Genomic DNA, 15,861 nt, shown 5'->3' on the forward strand with positions numbered 1-15,861 from the left:
GCCAGGGAGCCAACCGGCGACCAGTACCCCGGTAGGGGTCGGCTGTGATCTAGGTCACAGTGACCACGATGCGTGTCCCGACGTTACACGGTCAGTGCCGGACGGCGTATACGGCTCGCTGGGCTGCCCGACGGCACGAGCGGCGAGGCCGCGCCCAACAGGAGGTACTGGACACCATGCGCATGCGGAACCTGGCGGTGGCCGCCACGCTGATCCCGGTTTTGCTCGTTCCCGGCTGCGGCACCGACGCCGGCGTCGCGAACGCGGCACCTGCCGCCCAGAAGGCGGCTCGCCCGAGTCTCACCGACGAGGCGGCCGCGGCGGCGGGCTCCGACGACCCGGTGGTCAACGCGTACTACGCGTATCGGATCGCGCTCGACGCGATGATGCGCAGCGGCGGCGGCAAGACGACACAACTGCAGCAGGTGATGACGCCGAAGATGTACCAGGCGATCAGCGCCCAGGCGAAGTACTTCCGGACGAAGAAGCTGCACAACACCGGCGCCACGAAGGTCCTCTGGGCGCAGCGGACCATCGCGTCCAACGGCGTCCTCGTCAGCGCCTGCTACGACACCTCCGCGGCTCGCACGGTGAACTCCCGCGGCCACTCCGTCCTCCCGAACACCACCCCGACCCGCTGGCTGGACCAGATGCGCGTCCTCCCCCAGCAGTCCGGCTGGATCGTCGACGGCGGCACCACCACCCCGAACGCCTGCTGATTCGTCCCAGTGCGATCACGATCGCGCGCCATCGGATTCCGCTTGCCGCAGTCGGGAACACTCATCACCAAGTGCCGGCTGGGTATGTCTGGGGTCCACCGATGATCGACACGAGTTTCCGCCGTTGGCTGCCGACGTGGTGCGGCGGCCGTCGTACGCCGGAGTCCTTCCGGCGGACGAACTCCCGCGTCAGTCGTCTCGCCGTCCAGTACGACGTCGAGGTCGACGCGGCGCTGCAACGCCTGTGGCCGAAGGCGCGGATCTATCACGATCGCGAATTCACCCGGGACCGCGCGGACTTCCTGCTCGTGGTGCGCGGCCGCGGCGTGATGATCGAGACCAAGGTGAAGAGCGACCCCGGGCTGTTCCACGGCTCCACGCTCCCGCCGCTGCTGGATCGCCTGCAGCGCGACGGCCGGCGTCTCGTCGTACTGCTCAATCAAGGCGACCCGACGCCTGCGCGCGACCTGGTCAGCACCAAGCTCGGTGACAAGGGCCGCATCGTCGTGTGGTCGGGGCCGCACCACGACACCGAACTCCGCGACGCCGTCGAGTCGTTGCTGCACCAGACGAGTCGCCACGCCTGAACGCAAGTGTGGATGCCGCCGAGCGGCGACACCCACTGCCAACGCGCTGAAAGGGATCAGGCGTTCTTGATCGCGGAGACCTCGAGCTCCAGCGTGACCTTCTCGCTGACCAGTACGCCGCCGCCCTCGAGCGCCGCGTTCCAGCTGACGCCGAAGTCCTTGCGGTTGATGACGACCGAGCCCTCGAGGCCGACGCGCTGATTGCCGAACGGGTCGGTCGCCGCGCCGGTGTACTCGAACGTCACGTCGACCGACTTGCTGACGCCGCGGATCGTCAGGTCACCCGACACCACGAACTCACCGTCGCCGCTCGGCTTGACCGCGGTCGAGGTGAAGGTGATCTCCGGGTGCTCGTCCATCGCGAGGAAGTCGTTGCTGCGCAGGTGCTCGTCGCGCTGCCCGTTGCGGGTGTTGATGCTCTTGGCCTGGATCGTCACCGTGCCGGACGAGTTCGCCGGGTTCTCGCCGTCGATGTGGAACGAGCCCTCGAACTCGTCGAACGCACCGCGGACCTTCGTCACCATTGCGTGCCGGGCACTGAACCCGATCCGGGTGTGCGCCGCGTCGAGCGTGTAGTCGCCGGACAGTGCGGCGTACTCGTTGGACATCGCGGATTCCTCCAGAGGATTAGTTGAACTTTACACAGTACAGATTTCACCTTTGACGCTCAGAAGTCCACCCCCCACCCGGCGTGTTCACCTCGTGGACCTGCCGGGATCGGAGAATGGACGCGATCGAGGAGAGAGTGGGGTTCGGTGGAGCGGAAGGTGTTCTGCGCGTCGGCGCCGAACGACGTCTATCGCGCGGTGAGTACGGCGCTGGGTCGGGAGCGGTTCTGGGCCACGTCGGCGCCGGAATCGGGCGGGGTCATCTCGTTCGCGCTCGGCGACGGACGCACCGGCGAGTGCCGGATCGAGGAGGCCGTCCAGGACGAGCTCTACCGATTGCGGTACTTCGGCCGCACGCTCACGTTCACGCTCGCCGCGGGCGAGACGGGCGGAACCGCGCTCACTTTGAGCTCGGACGGTCCGGCAGACGACGCCGAGGTGGTCTCGCTGCTGCTGCGGCTGAAGGCATCGGTCGACTTCGGCGTCGACCTCCGCAACCACGACGACACCCGGACTGCGTCGTACGCCGACAGCTGACTGTTGCCCACAGCAACTGAGTTAATCGGTTGCGACGGGCCGATGGCACCGGGTCTCATAGGTGGCCGGAGAAACTGGAGGACCGTCGTGGAATCGCTCAGCGGCGACGAGATCAGGCGCTCGTTCGTCAATTCGACCAAGAGCCAGGTGAAGGCGATCGCGCTGCCGTCGCGGTTCACCGAGCTGCCCTGGGAGTCTCTGGACTTCCTCGGCTGGCGCGACGCCAAGGCTCCGAACCGGGGCTATCTGGTGGTCCAGCGCGACGGCGGGGTGACCGGGATCGCGGTCAGCACCCAGACCTCCGGAGCCGCGCGCCGATTCGCCGGACTCTGCGACCTGTGCAACACCGCGCACCACGTCAGCGACGTCGCGTTGTTCGCCGCTCGCCGGGCCGGTTCGGCCGGCCGCGAGGGCAACACCGTCGGCATGTACATGTGCGCCGATCTCGCCTGCTCGCTGTACATCCGCGGCCTGCGCGACCTCGACCTGCCCCAGGGCGAGACCGCTACTCCGGAGGTCCGCGCGGAGCGACTCACAACCCGTCTGGAGACTTTCGTCCGACGCGTGCTCAGCTGAGGTCCCGGGACACTACGCTGGTCCCACCATCGGCCCGCAGAGGACAAGGGAGAGCGAGTCGCGATGACCGAGTTCCGCATCACGCACGAGATCCACCAGACACACCCGGACATCCGCGAGAAGCTCACCTCCACGACCATCGAGGCGATCAACGAGTCCAGCGCCCGCTCCGCCGAGGACGCGGCCCGGGTGCTGCGGCACAAGCTCGCCGAGATCGGCGTCCAGATGAGCGAACCAGCGTGCCTGTCCGCGATCGAACGCATCCGCTCCGGCAAACAACTCCGCTTCGAGATCGAACCCCTCCCGGACGAGGACGACCTCGCGTAGTCGCCGGATAGGGTGCCGGGTGTGCACCTAGACGAACTTGGCCGGCGGATCTACGCGACAGCTCACCTGACCGGGGAGTTCGTCCTACGGTCCGGACAGACGACGACGGAGTACTTCGACAAGTACCGGTTCGAGGCCGATCCGGTCCTGCTGGACGAAGTGACCGCGGCGATGGTCCCGCTGATCCCGGAGGGCACCGAGGTCCTGGCCGGACTGGAGATGGGCGGCATACCGGTCGTGACCGCACTGGGCCGCCACACCGGGCTACCGTGCGCGTTCGTCCGCAAGGAAGCGAAACCGTACGGCACCTGCCGCCTGGCCGAAGGCGCCGACATCGAGGGACGCCGCGTCACGATCGTCGAGGACGTCGTCACCACCGGTGGCCAGATCGTTTTGTCGACCAACGATCTCCGCGCTCTCGGCGCGACGATCACCGACGCACTCTGCGTCATCAACCGCAACCTCACGACGCCGACTCCACTCACCGACGCCGGGCTGACCCTCCACGCCCTCCTGAACCCGGAGCACCTGACCGCCTGACCCTCACCCGGCCTTGCGCTCGTCCTTCTGTTCAACCTTGCGCTCGTCGGCTGGAATCAGCCGGCGGAAGTCGTCCACCAAGATGATCGGGACGTTGAACTCGCGAGCCGTGCGAGCCTTCACCGACAAGCTGTCGATGTCCGCAGCCACCACGAACGTCGTCTCAGGCCGGACTGCCTCCTGCGGAACGAACCCCGCCGCCACCGCGCGATCCCACCACACCTCGCGTGGCTCGACCATGTCGCCGGTGAACACCATCGTGCTCCCCGGCGGAAACCCGCGCGCCCCAGGACGATCCGGTACGACGTACCGCCCGGCGCTCGCCCGGACCAGCGCCTCGTCGACGTCGGTCGCGCGACGCCCGAGCATGACGGCAACCCGGTCGACATCGTTGCGCTGATCGGGCGTGATCGTCCCGTCTCCCCAGGACGCCGTCGCGAGCGCAGCCACATACCAGCGATGAAGACTGTCGACCTGCGGACGGGTCAGCCCCAGCTCCGTTGCCACCTGCACCAACTGATCCGCGTCCGCCGCCGTGATCTCTCCGTTGGCGAGGATCGTGTCGAGCAGCACGAGGTACGAGTCGGCCTGCGGCGGCTCGGGCACCCGTGGCAGCTGGTCGACGAGTCGGCTCATCCAGCCATGACGTCCGCCGGCGTGCACCGGACGAACGGTCGGCGCGACACCGGTCCCCGGCAACGCCGGCCACGGCAAGCGGCGTACCTCTTCGTAAGCCCACTGCCAGGGCGGCGGTGACGGGAAAGCCTTCAAGTATTGGGAAAACAGCTCAGCGGTCGCTCGCGTGTCGGCCATCGCCGAGTGCCAGCCTTCGATCGAGATGCCCGCGGCCGCGCAGCAGGCACCGAGCGTCCGCTTCGCACCCGGATAGAGATAGCCGGCGAGCGCCATCGTGCACATCGACCGCTCGGTGATCAGCGGCACCGTGACACCGAGGCGCGCGAACTCGGCGCGCAGGAATCCGAGATCGAACTCGACGTTGTGCCCGACAACCATCCGCCCGGCGAGCAGCTGGCCCAACTGCCCAGCGATATCCCCGAACTCCGGAGCCGCCAGCACGTCGGCGGTCAGAATCCCGTGGATGTGCTGCGGGCCCAAGTCTCGCTGGGGATTGAGCAACGTCACCCACTCGTGCTCGACCTGCCCGCGGGCGTCCAGCAGCACGACCGCGATCTCGATGACCCGATGCCGATGGCTCGGCAGCAGGCCGGTCGTCTCAGTGTCGATGACCGCATACATCCGGGCCTCCTCCGGCTGGCTCTGCTCCGACTGTGCTCCGGCTCGATGACCGACTGGAACAACCCAATCACACGCCGCCGACAGTTTCCGTCGGGTCAGGCATCGGCGGAATGTCGACCTCGATCTCTTCGCCCAGCCGCGCCCCGTGCGCCAACTCGAGTTCGTCGCCGCTCCAGAACCGGCCCGGGTCGTACCAGTTCAGCTTCCGCCCGCTCAGCAACCCCATCTCCTCATACGTCACCGCGACCACCTCGGCGCAGTACGCCGACTCCAGCTCGAGCTCGCGCGACCCGCGCCGGAACGCCGGCACGCGACCGCGCACCCACCTCGACGCGAGGCGGGCCGTCGACGGGAACGGCGTACCGTCCAACCGCGCCACCGTCCGCAGTACGGCGTCCTCCATCTCCCGCGTGACGGGATGGTCGAGCTGCCGCAGCCAGGCCTGCTGGCCGTACTTGCGCGCCCACACCAGCACCGCGTCGCGCAGATTGTGCAGCTGGGCGCCGCGCTGGTGCTGCCCGGTCCACATGTCCGGCAGCGAACGGCCGAGCTCCGCGTGCCACATCAGCGGCGGGAGATCCTCGACGACGACCGCCATCCCGACATGGTTGACCGGGCTGTTCGTGGTCAGTTGGATAGCGCGATCCGCGGCGCTGTCCCCGCGGAACAGCCAAATGTCACCTGTTCGTGTCAGTTCCGTAGCGTCATCCAGTGAAATCCGGCTGGTCACGTCGCTAGGTTAGTCGTCATGAAGGTATGGAAGGTGGTAGGACTTGCGGGGCTCGTCGGCGTGGCCGCAACGGGCGTAGTCATCGCGCGGGGCGAGCGGAAGCGCCGCGCCTACACCCCGGAAGAGGTGCGGGACCGCCTCAAGACCCGGGTCAAGGAAGCAGCGAACGCCTGACTCCTCAGCACGATCGGCCGGGCAGGCCGGACACGCCGTAACTCGGTGGTACGGCGTTGATCTCGCCTGCCCGGCCGAATTCGTTGCAGCACGCAACCTCTAAAGGTTGTGGAGGGCAACGTCCTCCAGCCGGCCGGCGCTGATCGTCGCGGTCTGGTACGTGCAATACGGCTGCTTGCGCCGATCGGTCGGCGATCCCGGGTTCAACAGCCGCAATCCGCCCGGGCTCGTCGTGTCCCACGGGATGTGACTGTGCCCGAACACGAGCAGCTCAACCCCCGGGTACGCCGCTTCGCAGCGCGCCTCACGCCCTTTGGCCGAGCCGGTCTCATGCACCACGGCGACCGACAGCCCGTCGAGGGTCACACGCGCGACCTCAGGCAGCCGCGCTCGCAACTCCGGACCGTCGTTGTTGCCCCAGCACCCGATGAGTCGGGTCGCACGAGCCTCCAACTCGTCCAGCAATCCGACGCTCACCCAATCGCCCGCATGGATGACCACGTCGGCACGCTCGACCGCCTCCCAGACCGGCTCCGGCAGCTTCTTCGCCCGAACCGGCAGGTGAGTGTCCGAGATCAGCACCAGGCGCATGCGCCTACTGTCTACGCCTTCAGTGCCTCGATCAACTCCTTCTCCTTCGCCGGGCTGAGTCCGGCGCGTCGCTCCCGGTCCAGGCCGAGCTCCCGCTCCCAGGCGAGCGCATCCGCCAGGAACTCCCGCCGCGGCCGATGGGTCAGCCCGGCTGCGGCCGCCGCCGCACCACTCCGCGACGACCAGCCCTCATACCCAGGCTCGGTCAGCCACATCGCCAGCGACTCCGGCCCCATGTATTGCTCGACCTTCTGCTCCTCCAACCACTCCCGCGGCGCCAGCACGACCGGCCCGGTGTGGCCGCCGACCTCACGCGCCAACTCGATCCACTCGCCGAACGGCACCAGCGGGCCGCGTGTGTCGAACGTCCCTGTCCGGCCCTCCGTCGCGTTGTCCAGCAGCCAGCCGGCCAGATCCCGCACGTCGATGACCGAGGTCGCCAGCTCGGGCGTGTCCGGCACGAGCATGGGCTCCTCCGGCGCACGCGCCGCCCGCGCGACCCACGTCCCCGATCGGTCGCTCCTGTCCCCCGGCCCGCCGATCAACCCGGCGCGGGCGATCACGAGCCGATCCCCCACCACCTCCCGCGACGCGAGCTCAGACGCGACCTTCGCCTCGCCGTACAGCTCCCGCTCCACCACATCCAGCTCGGTCGGCTCCCGCAGTACGGCGGTCTCGTCCGCGCCGGGCGTGTCGTACTTCGCGTAGGCGTTGACCGACGACACATACGTCCAGTGCTTCGCCCGCGGGCCGAAGGCGGCCAGTGCACCCCGCACGAACCCTGGCTGCCACGACACCTCGAACACGGCATCCCAGTCGCGCGGCGGCACAGCGTCGTACGCCTCCGGGCTGCTGCGATCCACAGCGATCAACCTGGCACCGTCCGCGATCGCTCCGCTCTCGCCGCGCGCCACGCACGTCACCGAATGGCCGCGCGCGACCGCTTGCGCAGCGATCTCGCGACCGAGCCACGCCGTCCCACCGAGGATCAGAATCTCCATGCAGGCAAGCCAATCAGGCCCGACCGACAAAACCCAGACACCTCTGCCGAGGGCAGAAACGGCGCGTGATCGCCCTACCCGCGTCAGGTCACCGTAAGACGTCGGGCCTTGCCAGGCAGACGATCCAGGGCGCACGCTCGAAACAGACACCCAGGGGTGAGTGTCAAAGACACAGGGGGAAGAGATGGCTGGTTTCGTTCAGATCATCGAGTACCGGACATCGAAGCCGGACGAGATCAAGGCGCTGATGGACGACTACAGCGCCAAACGCGAAGCCGGGGGCGACGGGCCCATGCCGGTCCGCGGCATCACCTGCGCCGACCGGGACGAGTCCGGACGGTACTTCGCGATCGTCGAATTCGCGTCCTACGAGGACGCGATGGCGAACTCCGGGCGGGCCGACACCACCGAGTTCTCGACGCGGATGATGGAGCTCTGCGACGGGCCCGGCGCGTTCTACAACCTCGACCTCGTGGAGGAGATGAAGTACCCCTGACCGGTCCCGGCCCAGGCGTATCGCGAGTCCGCCTGGGCCGGTACCGCGTCCGGGTACGGCGTACGCCACCTCGCCGAGGCGTACGCCGTACCTGGGCCACGACCGGTGCCGGGAGGGGAGACGGCACCGATGCGCGCTGTGGGCAGCTCGGGTCCGCGGCGCCGGATCCGTTCTGCGGATAGCTGATTGGTCAGCGAAAGACTCGGTACGACGTCCAGGCGGACGGCGGCGCTGCGCCGTGCCTGCGGCTGAACGCGCCCTCGGGGCCGAAGCCTCGGTCGGTGCCGAGATCACTGCCGAGATCGCCGTCCGTGTGGAGCGGGTCAGGGTCCTGCGGCTCGGGAGCCGAGTGCAGGTCCGGCCAGGGCCGGGGTGGTAGGGATTCGCGGGACGGCAGCCTGAGGTCGGGGTCGAGACCCGGTTCCGGGTCGAGCCACTCGATCTCGGTGGCGCCGCCGTGACCGTGGATGGCGATGACGGAGTCGATGCCGTCCCACACGGTCGTGGTCGGATAGTCGCCGTACCAGCGCAGCGCGACGGCTCCGTCGGTGAACTGCACACCCTCCGCGACGGGCCCGGTGCCGCTGACACCGGAGACGTCCTGATGACGGATCAACCGAAAACGACGGGAACTCATTTCGGGGCAACCTCCCAGAGCCGCTCCCCCGGTAACTTCCGCTCCGGACCGGGATCCTGGTCCGGAACCGGCTCACTGGTCACCCGCAAGCCGGCGAACCTGCGCGACATGGCCGCGGCGTACCGCTCGGCCAGCTCGGCCTCGGCCCGGTAGTCGGCAACCACATGGTCCCCGAACCAGACCCGCACCCGCCGCCGCTCCACCCGGACCGCCCCCGGGTGAGGATCACCATCGTCAGCCATCTCAATACACCCGACACCGAGTCGAGCCGTGTCCCATCAGCGACCTCGCAACAAAACCCTTCACGTCAATCACTTCCACTTCCCTGTGGGGATGGGTTCACAGGAAGTGACGAACCTCCGAGCCGTTCATGACGCGACTCCAGAGAAAAATCTCACACCCCGTAAAGACCGGCGGACGATGTACTCCGTCAGAAGACCCCAGGGGCGCCGGATCCGGCGAGGCCCCCTCAGCCGATGCGCTGCCGGATCTCGTCGGCGCTCAGCTCCGGCGTCAACTCGACGACATGCATCGAAGCAGGCTCGATCAGGTGGATCCCTGGCCGGCCGGGAAGGACAACCCGGACGAACCACTCCGCAAACTCAGCCGCAGCCTCAGCGTCCGCCGGCTCCAGGCTCACCGCCTGCCCGGTCCCGCTCAACGCGACCCCCAACTCCCGCGGCCCAGGCCCCAGCGGAATCAACGCCTCCAGCCCCATGGTCGATCCCGCGACTGCCCCCACCTCAACCCGCGCCTGCGGCCACCGCGCGCGCAACGCAACCGCGAACTGCTCCGCGTCAACAGTCCAATCCGGCTCTGCAAGCGCCGCGACGACGTACTCCATCAGGCGACCCAGGGGCGCCAGGTGTCGAGGTCTGGGTCGTCGAGGGTTGTGCCGGGTTCGAAGGTGTGGGTTCCGCGGCCGGGCAGGTATGCCGCGACGAGGAGCTCCACGTTGTGCGACAGGATGGCCGGAACGTCGCCCAGTGCACCGACCAGCAACTCGAACGCGAGGCGTGCTTCCTCGGCCTGTGCAGGCTTGCGGTTGCGGGCCTGGACGTCGACAACCACCGGATAGCGATCCATCGCCTGTACCTCGTCGGGCTCCGGCTGGAAGACGTTCGGCCCGACGTAGAAACCGATGATCTCGTCGAACGTCCGCGCCCGTCCCTTGTACTGCAACTCCCCGGTCTCGACCCGCAGGTCACCGTTGAACTCCAGCCCCAGCACCTCCGCCACCCGCCCGGCGGCGTCCTCCAAAGACCCCTCCCATGCCAGAAAAATCTCATCGCTGTCCGCCATCAGTTCTCCCTCGCATAGCTGACCAACCGACCGTCACCAAGAATTACGTGCACTATGCTCGCCACCTTCGAGCCCGGCTGCCCGCAGGCCCGCCGGAACGCTCGTTCCGCATCTTCCTCCGACAGCCCGATGCGGCGACCATCGATGACCACCTCGCCATCGGTCCCGGACTGCCCGCTTCCGCGGTTCATGTTCCGCTTGATCGCGCTGTTCTTCAGACTTGTCGGCGTCTTGAATTCGACGACGACGCCTCGGCTCGACGCGGACCTGCGCACCATGACGTCAGGATTCTTCTGGTGCTGCCGACTGTGGTCGGCGGGTCTGACATCGATGCGCCAGCCCTCCTCGGCGAGGCGTTCGGCGATGACCAGCTCGTGGGGCTCGAAGGTGTCCTCCGGGCCGTGGACGCCCGGCTCGAAGTCGACGTCCAGCGGACGGACGTCGAACGCCGGGTCGAAGTCGGGTTCAGGTAGGTCGGGGAGGTTGATGTCGACGACTATCGGTTGGGGGCGGCCTTCCTCGGCGTAGTCGAAGGTGGCTGTTACTTCGGCGGTGGTGATGGTGAGGGTGGCGTGTTGCCATTGCTGGGCGGCGGAGGCTGCCATTGAAGCCAGGAGGGCCTTCACCGGCTCGGTGAGGTCTACTTCGATTTCGAAGTCTTCAAGGAGGTGGTCGTTGCGTTTCTGGTCTTCTTTTTCGTTGCGTTCTTCGAATTCGAGTTCGCCGGTTTCGAGGACGGTGATTTCTACCTCGAGGGGGTCCAGCTGGTCGTCCTCGTCGTCCTTCTCGTGGGTCTTGCGGTATTTTTCGAAAGCCTTGCGGGCGACGGTGATCAGTGGGGGTTCGTTGTCTTCGGCAACTTCTAGGTCTTCGTAGGTGAAGGTCAGGCGTTTGGTCCGGCCCAGGGAGTCGAGGTCGCCGGAGCCGCCGGTGAGCTTGTTGCGGTCGGCGGAGTCTGACGACGGGCGATTCGTCGACGGGCCCGCCGTACCGACCAGGCCTTCGGCCCAGCCGCGGGCTTTGGGAGGCGCCATCGACAGGTAGTGGGCGGCGGCCTCGCAGGCTCGGGCGGCGGCGTCCAGTTGTTGGGCCGCGACGGTTGCTTGGCCGCGGGATGCAATCAGCGCGAGTTGGGCGTTCTCACGGCAGCGTACGGCGGTGCGTTGCAGCTGCTCGACGACGCGTGGGATCTCGTCGAAGCAGCTGACGAGACCCCGAGCGACCTTCTGCAGCTCGGAAGGCAACGGAGTCAGATCTGGTCGGCGTAGTTCTTGCAGCCGGCGGACGCGATCTCGAGGGCCTCGGCGGCCTGCTCGACCGCCTTGCTCGCGGCCTCGAGGATCTCGGTGATGTCGCGATCGATACCGGTCGCGGTGCCCGCGATCAAGCTCTCCACCAGCTGGCTGTGCTGGGTGAAGCGGAGCTTGAACCCGGCCAGGCCGCCGGCCGCCTGCTTGGCCTCCATCGAGACCTGGTGCAGCTGTTCCTTGAGCCGCAGTACGTCGGACACCTCAACCCACTCCCAAACCTAGTTGCGCTTCTTCGGCAGCACGATCGCCGTACCCGCCACCACGACCGGCACCCCGATCCCGATCCACCACGGCAGGCCGGCCGCCATCAGCACGAAGATCGCGACCGCACCGCCCCAGCCCCACCAGCGCGCGCCGGGCAGCCGTGGCAGCCCGAGCACCCGCGACGCGGCCAGCATCGTGACAGCGGCGATCGCCGCGGCCTCGACCCCGGCCAGGAAAGACCTGCTGAACACCCACACCAGCACGAACCCGACCAGCGCCAGGACCGCGCTGATGGTACGCCGCTTGCGCTGCTCCTGGAGCGCCCGGGCCGTCGACCGCAGCTCCTCCAACTCGTCGACCGATTCGGCGAGCTGTTTGGTGATGCGCTCGGCAACGGTCTCGAGGTCGTTCAGCGCCCGGATCTCGGGCAGCGTGTGGTTCGCTCGCTTCCCCTCAGCCGGCAGACCGGCGCGCTGTAGACTCGCGGCCGCCTTCTCGGCGAGCGCGTTCAGCCGGGTCTGCAGCTTCAGCCCGCGCTCGGCCATCGCATCGGCCTCCGCCGCCGCAGTGGCCTCAGCCTTGGACTTGTGTGCCGTCAACCGATCCTGCGCCTGCTGCGCGTCCGCCCGCGCCATCGCCACCGTGCGCAACGCCCGCACGTACTCGGACCACTGCTGCTCCACGGTCCTCATCTCAGAAGACACCTCATCGACCCACCAACTCGACCGTGCGATCCACCTCGTCCGCCCGCAGCGCGGCGAACGGTACGACGACCTGTGCCTCAGGATGCAGCCCGTCCCACAACAGCCCTCGATGCGGCTCCGACGCCCACCGCACCAGCGGCCCCGCCACAGCCCGTACGCCGTCCTGCGGGTGCCGTAGGAAGAGATGAGTCGCCACGTTGGCCCGCCCATACCCCAGCTGCTCGGTGCAGACATGCATCCGGTTCCACCACCCGTACGTGATCAGGCCCTGCGCCGGTCCGTCCCGCACGATGTCCTGCAGCGCGTTCGCCGGGCTCTCGAAGTACCCCTCGGCATGCAGCTGCATCCGCGGTACGCCGTGGAACCCGAACCCGAGCAGGTACGTCCCGCCGGCTTGCCCCGTCCGCATCGCCTCCCGCAACGCGAACAGCCGCGGCGCGATGTCGTCGTGCTTGTCCACGGTCTCGACCTCACAGCCGAGCTCCCGCAGTACCTGCACCAATGCGTCCTTGCCCTCAGCAACAGCCGGCGCCGAGTTCGTCCCGTCCACGAACACGAACCGCGGCGGATCCACCGCGGCCGCTGCCGTCGACACCGCCAACCCGGTCAGCACCCCGAGCGCATCCGCGGGCCCATCCCCCAGCACGAGTACGCCGGCGCCGGGCTCGGGCCGCACCTCGACGGAAACCGGCTCCTCGGTCACCGCGATCGGCAACCCCGTCCACGGCCGTCCGAACTCGGGCTTCACCGCCGCGGCCGTCTCCGTCAGGTGCGCGGGCTCAGCAAGATGGAACACCCGCGGCGGACGCGCCTCCGAACCCGCGCGCGACCACAGCTCGCGGCGCAGCGAATCCAGCACGGGTTTGTCCGCGAAGCTCACGAGCACATGCTGGTTGTCGTCCGGCGACCCGAAGTTCGCGTTCAGCACGGCCTCGCCGCGGAACTGCAGCTCCGCCGCTGCCGTGTTGCCACTCCGCAAAATCGCCTGCGAGTCGGCCGGCGTCGTCTTCAGCGCGATCCGATAAGGGACCTGCCCGAAGATCGAGTCCCGCCGCGTCGACAGCCGCTTCACTCCCTCGATCGTCTGCGTTGCCAGTACGACGTGAACGCCGTACGCACGCCCCAGCCGGACCAACCGCTCCAGCAACTTCGCGGCCTCGTCAGCCAGCTCGTCATCGTCCTCGAGCAGCACCTGGAACTCGTCGAGTACGACGAGGATGCGCGGCGGCCGATCCGGACCCGGCGCGAGCTCCGCGATGTCGGCGACGTTCCCGTGCGACTTGAAGATCTCACTGCGCCGCGCCAGCTCGTCCGACAGATGACGCAGTACGGCGAGACCGAACGCGCGATCGCTGTGCACACCGAGCACCCGCACCTGGGGCAACCAGTGCGGCCGATCCGGACCCGGTCCGAGCGCAGAGAACTCGACGCCGTGCTTGAAGTCGAGCAGGTACATCTCCAGGTCCGCCGGTGCGTACCGCGCCGCGAGCCCGTGGATCAGCACGAGGAGCAGGTTCGACTTGCCCTGGCCGACCGCGCCGCCGACGAGCACGTGCGGGAGGGCCGGGTTGCCGCTGCGCAACCGCACCAGCGCCGGCGTGCGGTCGTCGTACCCGATCACGGCGCCGATCTCGTCCTTGACCGGCTGCCACCAGGTGGAACGGTCCGTCAGAGTCCGCTCGAAATCGATGGTCGGGAGGACGGCGATGTCGGCCTGCTCGGCGATCACGTCACAGATGCCGGCGGCAACGGTCGCGTCGAACGGCGGGTCCAGCCTGGCCGGCGGCAACTGCGCGACCTCGACCCGGTCATTGCTGATGACAACGGGATTGAGGAGCTCGAGCAACTGTTTCGAGTCGACGTCCAGCTCCGCCGCTGTCGACGCGTCGTAGTGGACGAGGAAGCAGATCCCCCGCTTGCCGGCGGTCGCGGCCAGCCGGAGCAGGTCGCGCTGGGCGAGCGTGTCGATGCCGGACGGATAGTCGAAGAGGATGACGAGCCGGTACGGATCGGTGACCTGGCCCGTCTCCTTGAGCAGCTCCTCGAACCGCTCGTGCCCGAGCTGCGCCTGCCTGCTGGCCCGCAGCGAGGAGACGTCCACCAGCCCGGACAGCACGGTGTGCAAGTGCTCCGCGGTGTGCGTTGCCCTCGGCACCAATTGCGGGTACTTCGTGGTCAGGTGACCGAGCAGCCCCATCATCCCGGTCAGCCGCGGATCGAACGCGTCGACGCGCAGCCGGAACGGTTCGGCCGCCGCGATCAGCCGCAACGCGATGCTCTGCAGGAGGCGGCGCGCGTTCTCGTTCCGGTCCGCGGTGACCTTCCAGCCGTTCGTCTGCAGCAGCGGCGCGACCACCGGCGTACCGGCGTCCAGCTCACCGACCCGCACGTACGACGGGACGCCGGCGCCGACGAGCTGACGCGAACGCCAGCGTGCGTCGTTCGGCGGGATCGATCCCAGGCCTGGCGCGAGCCGGTCCGCGAGCAACCGCGCCTTCGGCTCGGCCTCGGACAATGCCTCCGCGGTCTTCGCATCGACCAACCCACGCGACTCGCGCCGCGCGATAGCGGTCTGCTCCTGTAACTGACGATGCAGCCGGACGGCGCGCTGATGCTCGCCTTGGGTCAACCGCCGCGCGTTCTCCAGCAGCTGTGCCAGCGCATGCTGCAGACCACGGATCCGCGCTTCCAGGAGCTCCGGTGCTGCGTCTGAACTGCGCGCTCCGCGCGAAGCCGATCCGGGCATACCTCCCCCGTCAGGCTTCTCCGTCACGAGCACCGCCCTTTCACCCTTGCCCCGCGACCGTACTGATTGCCTGGGATAACCATGTCACACCTGTAGTCCCATCCGTCACTCCAGGCATCAGCAGTCTCACCCAGTAATCCGGCCGCTAGTCCGGTGCGACGATCTCGAGCTCGTAGCCGTCGGTGTTGTGGAGGAAGGCGGCGTAATGCTGCGGGCCGCCGGCGTACGGATGGCGGTCGGCGAACATCAGCGTCCAGCCGTGCTCAGCGGCCTCGTCGACGACGGTGTCGACCTCGGCCCGGCCGGCGGCGTTCAGCGCGAGGTGGTTCATCCCGGGCCGCAACCGGTCGTGCTCGGCGGCCGACATGGCGGGACTCTGCTCGACCACGACGTACGAGCCGTCGGAGGCGATCCAGGTCATGCCGCCGGGCCAGCCGTCACCGTCCTTCCAGCCCAGCCGGTTGAGGACCCAGCCCCAGCTTGCGACGGCCCTGGACAGGTCCGGGACCCATATCTCGACGTGATGCACCGCGGCGACCATCGCAGCATTATCTGTGCTCGGCAGAATGGTTCGACACCGCCATCGAGATCGCCCCGGAGACGAGCAGCCAGACGAGGGCAGCGACCAGCCAGGGCCACCACGGACGGGCCTGGGCGGCCTCCGCGACCGCCTTGCCGAACAGGCCGCCGCCGGGCGCGAAGACAAACACGAGCAACACCCGCGCGATCGTCGTCTCCCTGGTCATTTCTTCATTGTGAGAGGCAGCCGCCGACCCTGCAGAAACCTTGGCGTTTCGCGCCCCTTCACCTTTCTG

General features: G+C 68.1%; 23 protein-coding genes. 8 read left to right on the forward strand and 15 right to left on the reverse strand.

What is annotated here, in order from left to right; all coding sequences use genetic code 11:
* The first annotated feature begins 176 nt into the window (after positions 1 to 176).
* Together ACQPYH_RS29235 and ACQPYH_RS29240 are read left to right on the forward strand one after the other, a co-directional pair.
* Complete coding sequence (locus ACQPYH_RS29235) at positions 177 to 719, forward strand: hypothetical protein (RefSeq protein ID WP_432877680.1); 543 nt, start codon at positions 177 to 179, stop codon at positions 717 to 719.
* A gap of 101 nt (positions 720 to 820) precedes the next feature.
* On the forward strand, positions 821 to 1,306 hold the full coding sequence (locus tag ACQPYH_RS29240) for a hypothetical protein (RefSeq protein WP_432877682.1): 486 nt from the start codon (positions 821 to 823) through the stop codon (positions 1,304 to 1,306).
* Between the two features lie 56 nt (positions 1,307 to 1,362).
* Here the strand turns inward: ACQPYH_RS29240 and ACQPYH_RS29245 are convergent, their stop codons facing one another.
* Complete coding sequence (locus ACQPYH_RS29245; RefSeq protein ID WP_432877684.1) at positions 1,363 to 1,914, reverse strand: YceI family protein; 552 nt, start codon at positions 1,912 to 1,914, stop codon at positions 1,363 to 1,365.
* Between the two features lie 147 nt (positions 1,915 to 2,061).
* Here ACQPYH_RS29245 and ACQPYH_RS29250 point away from each other — a divergent pair, with 147 nt between their 5' ends.
* The 4 genes from ACQPYH_RS29250 to ACQPYH_RS29265 all read left to right on the forward strand — a co-directional run bounded on the left by ACQPYH_RS29250 (position 2,062) and on the right by ACQPYH_RS29265 (position 3,894).
* Complete coding sequence (locus ACQPYH_RS29250; RefSeq protein ID WP_432877687.1) at positions 2,062 to 2,451, forward strand: hypothetical protein; 390 nt, start codon at positions 2,062 to 2,064, stop codon at positions 2,449 to 2,451.
* A gap of 87 nt (positions 2,452 to 2,538) precedes the next feature.
* Positions 2,539 to 3,027 (forward strand): FBP domain-containing protein, encoded by a 489-nt coding sequence (locus ACQPYH_RS29255; protein ID WP_432877690.1) that lies wholly within the window; start codon positions 2,539 to 2,541, stop codon positions 3,025 to 3,027.
* A 63-nt stretch (positions 3,028 to 3,090) separates the two neighbouring features.
* The gene (locus ACQPYH_RS29260; protein WP_130450209.1) at positions 3,091 to 3,354 is read left to right on the forward strand and encodes a hypothetical protein; all 264 of its coding nucleotides are present in this window, start codon (positions 3,091 to 3,093) and stop codon (positions 3,352 to 3,354) included.
* A gap of 21 nt (positions 3,355 to 3,375) precedes the next feature.
* A complete protein-coding gene (locus tag ACQPYH_RS29265) occupies positions 3,376 to 3,894 on the forward strand; it encodes an orotate phosphoribosyltransferase (protein WP_432877693.1) in 519 nt (172 codons plus the stop codon).
* A gap of 3 nt (positions 3,895 to 3,897) precedes the next feature.
* Here the strand turns inward: ACQPYH_RS29265 and ACQPYH_RS29270 are convergent, their stop codons facing one another.
* Both ACQPYH_RS29270 and ACQPYH_RS29275 read right to left on the reverse strand, forming a co-directional pair.
* Complete coding sequence (locus ACQPYH_RS29270; RefSeq protein ID WP_432877696.1) at positions 3,898 to 5,151, reverse strand: exonuclease domain-containing protein; 1,254 nt, start codon at positions 5,149 to 5,151, stop codon at positions 3,898 to 3,900.
* Positions 5,152 to 5,218: 67 nt separating this feature from the next.
* Positions 5,219 to 5,749 carry a hypothetical protein gene (locus ACQPYH_RS29275; protein ID WP_432877698.1) on the reverse strand — a complete coding sequence of 177 codons (531 nt, stop codon included), beginning with the start codon at positions 5,747 to 5,749 and terminating at the stop codon, positions 5,219 to 5,221.
* 150 nt (positions 5,750 to 5,899) lie between these two features.
* On the opposite strand from ACQPYH_RS29275, the gene ACQPYH_RS29280 reads away from it, so the two are divergent.
* Positions 5,900 to 6,055, forward strand: coding sequence for a hypothetical protein (locus ACQPYH_RS29280; RefSeq protein ID WP_165546543.1), 156 nt, complete (start codon positions 5,900 to 5,902; stop codon positions 6,053 to 6,055).
* Between the two features lie 99 nt (positions 6,056 to 6,154).
* Here ACQPYH_RS29280 and ACQPYH_RS29285 read toward each other — a convergent pair whose 3' ends face one another.
* Positions 6,155 to 6,646 carry a metallophosphoesterase family protein gene (locus ACQPYH_RS29285; RefSeq protein ID WP_432877702.1) on the reverse strand — a complete coding sequence of 164 codons (492 nt, stop codon included), beginning with the start codon at positions 6,644 to 6,646 and terminating at the stop codon, positions 6,155 to 6,157.
* An 11-nt stretch (positions 6,647 to 6,657) separates the two neighbouring features.
* On the reverse strand, positions 6,658 to 7,647 hold the full coding sequence (locus ACQPYH_RS29290; RefSeq protein WP_432877705.1) for an oxidoreductase: 990 nt from the start codon (positions 7,645 to 7,647) through the stop codon (positions 6,658 to 6,660).
* Between the two features lie 184 nt (positions 7,648 to 7,831).
* On the opposite strand from ACQPYH_RS29290, the gene ACQPYH_RS29295 reads away from it, so the two are divergent.
* On the forward strand, positions 7,832 to 8,143 hold the full coding sequence (locus ACQPYH_RS29295) for a hypothetical protein (RefSeq protein ID WP_432877707.1): 312 nt from the start codon (positions 7,832 to 7,834) through the stop codon (positions 8,141 to 8,143).
* Positions 8,144 to 8,333: 190 nt separating this feature from the next.
* Here ACQPYH_RS29295 and ACQPYH_RS29300 read toward each other — a convergent pair whose 3' ends face one another.
* From ACQPYH_RS29300 to ACQPYH_RS29345, 10 genes are all read right to left on the reverse strand, one after another.
* On the reverse strand, positions 8,334 to 8,780 hold the full coding sequence (locus tag ACQPYH_RS29300) for a hypothetical protein (protein ID WP_432877709.1): 447 nt from the start codon (positions 8,778 to 8,780) through the stop codon (positions 8,334 to 8,336).
* On the reverse strand, positions 8,777 to 9,022 hold the full coding sequence (locus tag ACQPYH_RS29305; RefSeq protein WP_432877712.1) for a hypothetical protein: 246 nt from the start codon (positions 9,020 to 9,022) through the stop codon (positions 8,777 to 8,779). Before ACQPYH_RS29305 ends, ACQPYH_RS29300 begins: the two co-directional genes overlap by 4 nt.
* A gap of 227 nt (positions 9,023 to 9,249) precedes the next feature.
* Positions 9,250 to 9,624, reverse strand: a complete 375-nt coding sequence (locus ACQPYH_RS29310; RefSeq protein ID WP_432877714.1) for a hypothetical protein — start codon at positions 9,622 to 9,624, stop codon at positions 9,250 to 9,252.
* Positions 9,624 to 10,082, reverse strand: coding sequence for a hypothetical protein (locus tag ACQPYH_RS29315; protein WP_432877716.1), 459 nt, complete (start codon positions 10,080 to 10,082; stop codon positions 9,624 to 9,626). The genes ACQPYH_RS29310 and ACQPYH_RS29315 overlap by 1 nt, the downstream gene beginning before the upstream one ends.
* Positions 10,082 to 11,326, reverse strand: coding sequence for a hypothetical protein (locus ACQPYH_RS29320; protein ID WP_432877719.1), 1,245 nt, complete (start codon positions 11,324 to 11,326; stop codon positions 10,082 to 10,084). Before ACQPYH_RS29320 ends, ACQPYH_RS29315 begins: the two co-directional genes overlap by 1 nt.
* Positions 11,327 to 11,331: 5 nt before the next feature.
* A complete protein-coding gene (locus tag ACQPYH_RS29325) occupies positions 11,332 to 11,592 on the reverse strand; it encodes a hypothetical protein (RefSeq protein WP_130388988.1) in 261 nt (86 codons plus the stop codon).
* Between the two features lie 18 nt (positions 11,593 to 11,610).
* The gene (locus ACQPYH_RS29330; protein WP_432877721.1) at positions 11,611 to 12,288 is read right to left on the reverse strand and encodes a hypothetical protein; all 678 of its coding nucleotides are present in this window, start codon (positions 12,286 to 12,288) and stop codon (positions 11,611 to 11,613) included.
* Positions 12,289 to 12,301: 13 nt separating this feature from the next.
* Positions 12,302 to 15,073: an FtsK/SpoIIIE domain-containing protein gene (locus tag ACQPYH_RS29335; RefSeq protein WP_432877724.1), complete on the reverse strand. Its 2,772-nt coding sequence runs from the start codon at positions 15,071 to 15,073 to the stop codon at positions 12,302 to 12,304.
* A 118-nt stretch (positions 15,074 to 15,191) separates the two neighbouring features.
* Positions 15,192 to 15,587: a VOC family protein gene (locus ACQPYH_RS29340; RefSeq protein WP_432877727.1), complete on the reverse strand. Its 396-nt coding sequence runs from the start codon at positions 15,585 to 15,587 to the stop codon at positions 15,192 to 15,194.
* A 7-nt stretch (positions 15,588 to 15,594) separates the two neighbouring features.
* Complete coding sequence (locus tag ACQPYH_RS29345; RefSeq protein ID WP_130439007.1) at positions 15,595 to 15,792, reverse strand: hypothetical protein; 198 nt, start codon at positions 15,790 to 15,792, stop codon at positions 15,595 to 15,597.
* Positions 15,793 to 15,861: the final 69 nt, after the last annotated feature.

The organism is Kribbella sp. CA-245084 (genome assembly GCF_050942355.1).
Classification (GTDB): Bacteria; Actinomycetota; Actinomycetes; order Propionibacteriales; family Kribbellaceae; genus Kribbella.

Coding starts and splice junctions, on each gene's coding strand:
- ACQPYH_RS29235 (WP_432877680.1), top strand. CDS start 177: ATGCGCATGCGGAACCTGGCGGTGGCCGCCACGCTGATCCCGGTTTTG.
- ACQPYH_RS29240 (WP_432877682.1), top strand. CDS start 821: ATGATCGACACGAGTTTCCGCCGTTGGCTGCCGACGTGGTGCGGCGGC.
- ACQPYH_RS29245 (WP_432877684.1), bottom strand. CDS start 1,914: ATGTCCAACGAGTACGCCGCACTGTCCGGCGACTACACGCTCGACGCG.
- ACQPYH_RS29260 (WP_130450209.1), top strand. CDS start 3,091: ATGACCGAGTTCCGCATCACGCACGAGATCCACCAGACACACCCGGAC.
- ACQPYH_RS29270 (WP_432877696.1), bottom strand. CDS start 5,151: ATGTATGCGGTCATCGACACTGAGACGACCGGCCTGCTGCCGAGCCAT.
- ACQPYH_RS29275 (WP_432877698.1), bottom strand. CDS start 5,749: ATGGCGGTCGTCGTCGAGGATCTCCCGCCGCTGATGTGGCACGCGGAG.
- ACQPYH_RS29280 (WP_165546543.1), top strand. CDS start 5,900: ATGAAGGTATGGAAGGTGGTAGGACTTGCGGGGCTCGTCGGCGTGGCC.
- ACQPYH_RS29285 (WP_432877702.1), bottom strand. CDS start 6,646: ATGCGCCTGGTGCTGATCTCGGACACTCACCTGCCGGTTCGGGCGAAG.
- ACQPYH_RS29290 (WP_432877705.1), bottom strand. CDS start 7,647: ATGGAGATTCTGATCCTCGGTGGGACGGCGTGGCTCGGTCGCGAGATC.
- ACQPYH_RS29295 (WP_432877707.1), top strand. CDS start 7,832: ATGGCTGGTTTCGTTCAGATCATCGAGTACCGGACATCGAAGCCGGAC.
- ACQPYH_RS29300 (WP_432877709.1), bottom strand. CDS start 8,780: ATGAGTTCCCGTCGTTTTCGGTTGATCCGTCATCAGGACGTCTCCGGT.
- ACQPYH_RS29305 (WP_432877712.1), bottom strand. CDS start 9,022: ATGGCTGACGATGGTGATCCTCACCCGGGGGCGGTCCGGGTGGAGCGG.
- ACQPYH_RS29310 (WP_432877714.1), bottom strand. CDS start 9,624: ATGGAGTACGTCGTCGCGGCGCTTGCAGAGCCGGATTGGACTGTTGAC.
- ACQPYH_RS29315 (WP_432877716.1), bottom strand. CDS start 10,082: ATGGCGGACAGCGATGAGATTTTTCTGGCATGGGAGGGGTCTTTGGAG.
- ACQPYH_RS29330 (WP_432877721.1), bottom strand. CDS start 12,288: ATGAGGACCGTGGAGCAGCAGTGGTCCGAGTACGTGCGGGCGTTGCGC.
- ACQPYH_RS29340 (WP_432877727.1), bottom strand. CDS start 15,587: ATGGTCGCCGCGGTGCATCACGTCGAGATATGGGTCCCGGACCTGTCC.
- ACQPYH_RS29345 (WP_130439007.1), bottom strand. CDS start 15,792: ATGACCAGGGAGACGACGATCGCGCGGGTGTTGCTCGTGTTTGTCTTC.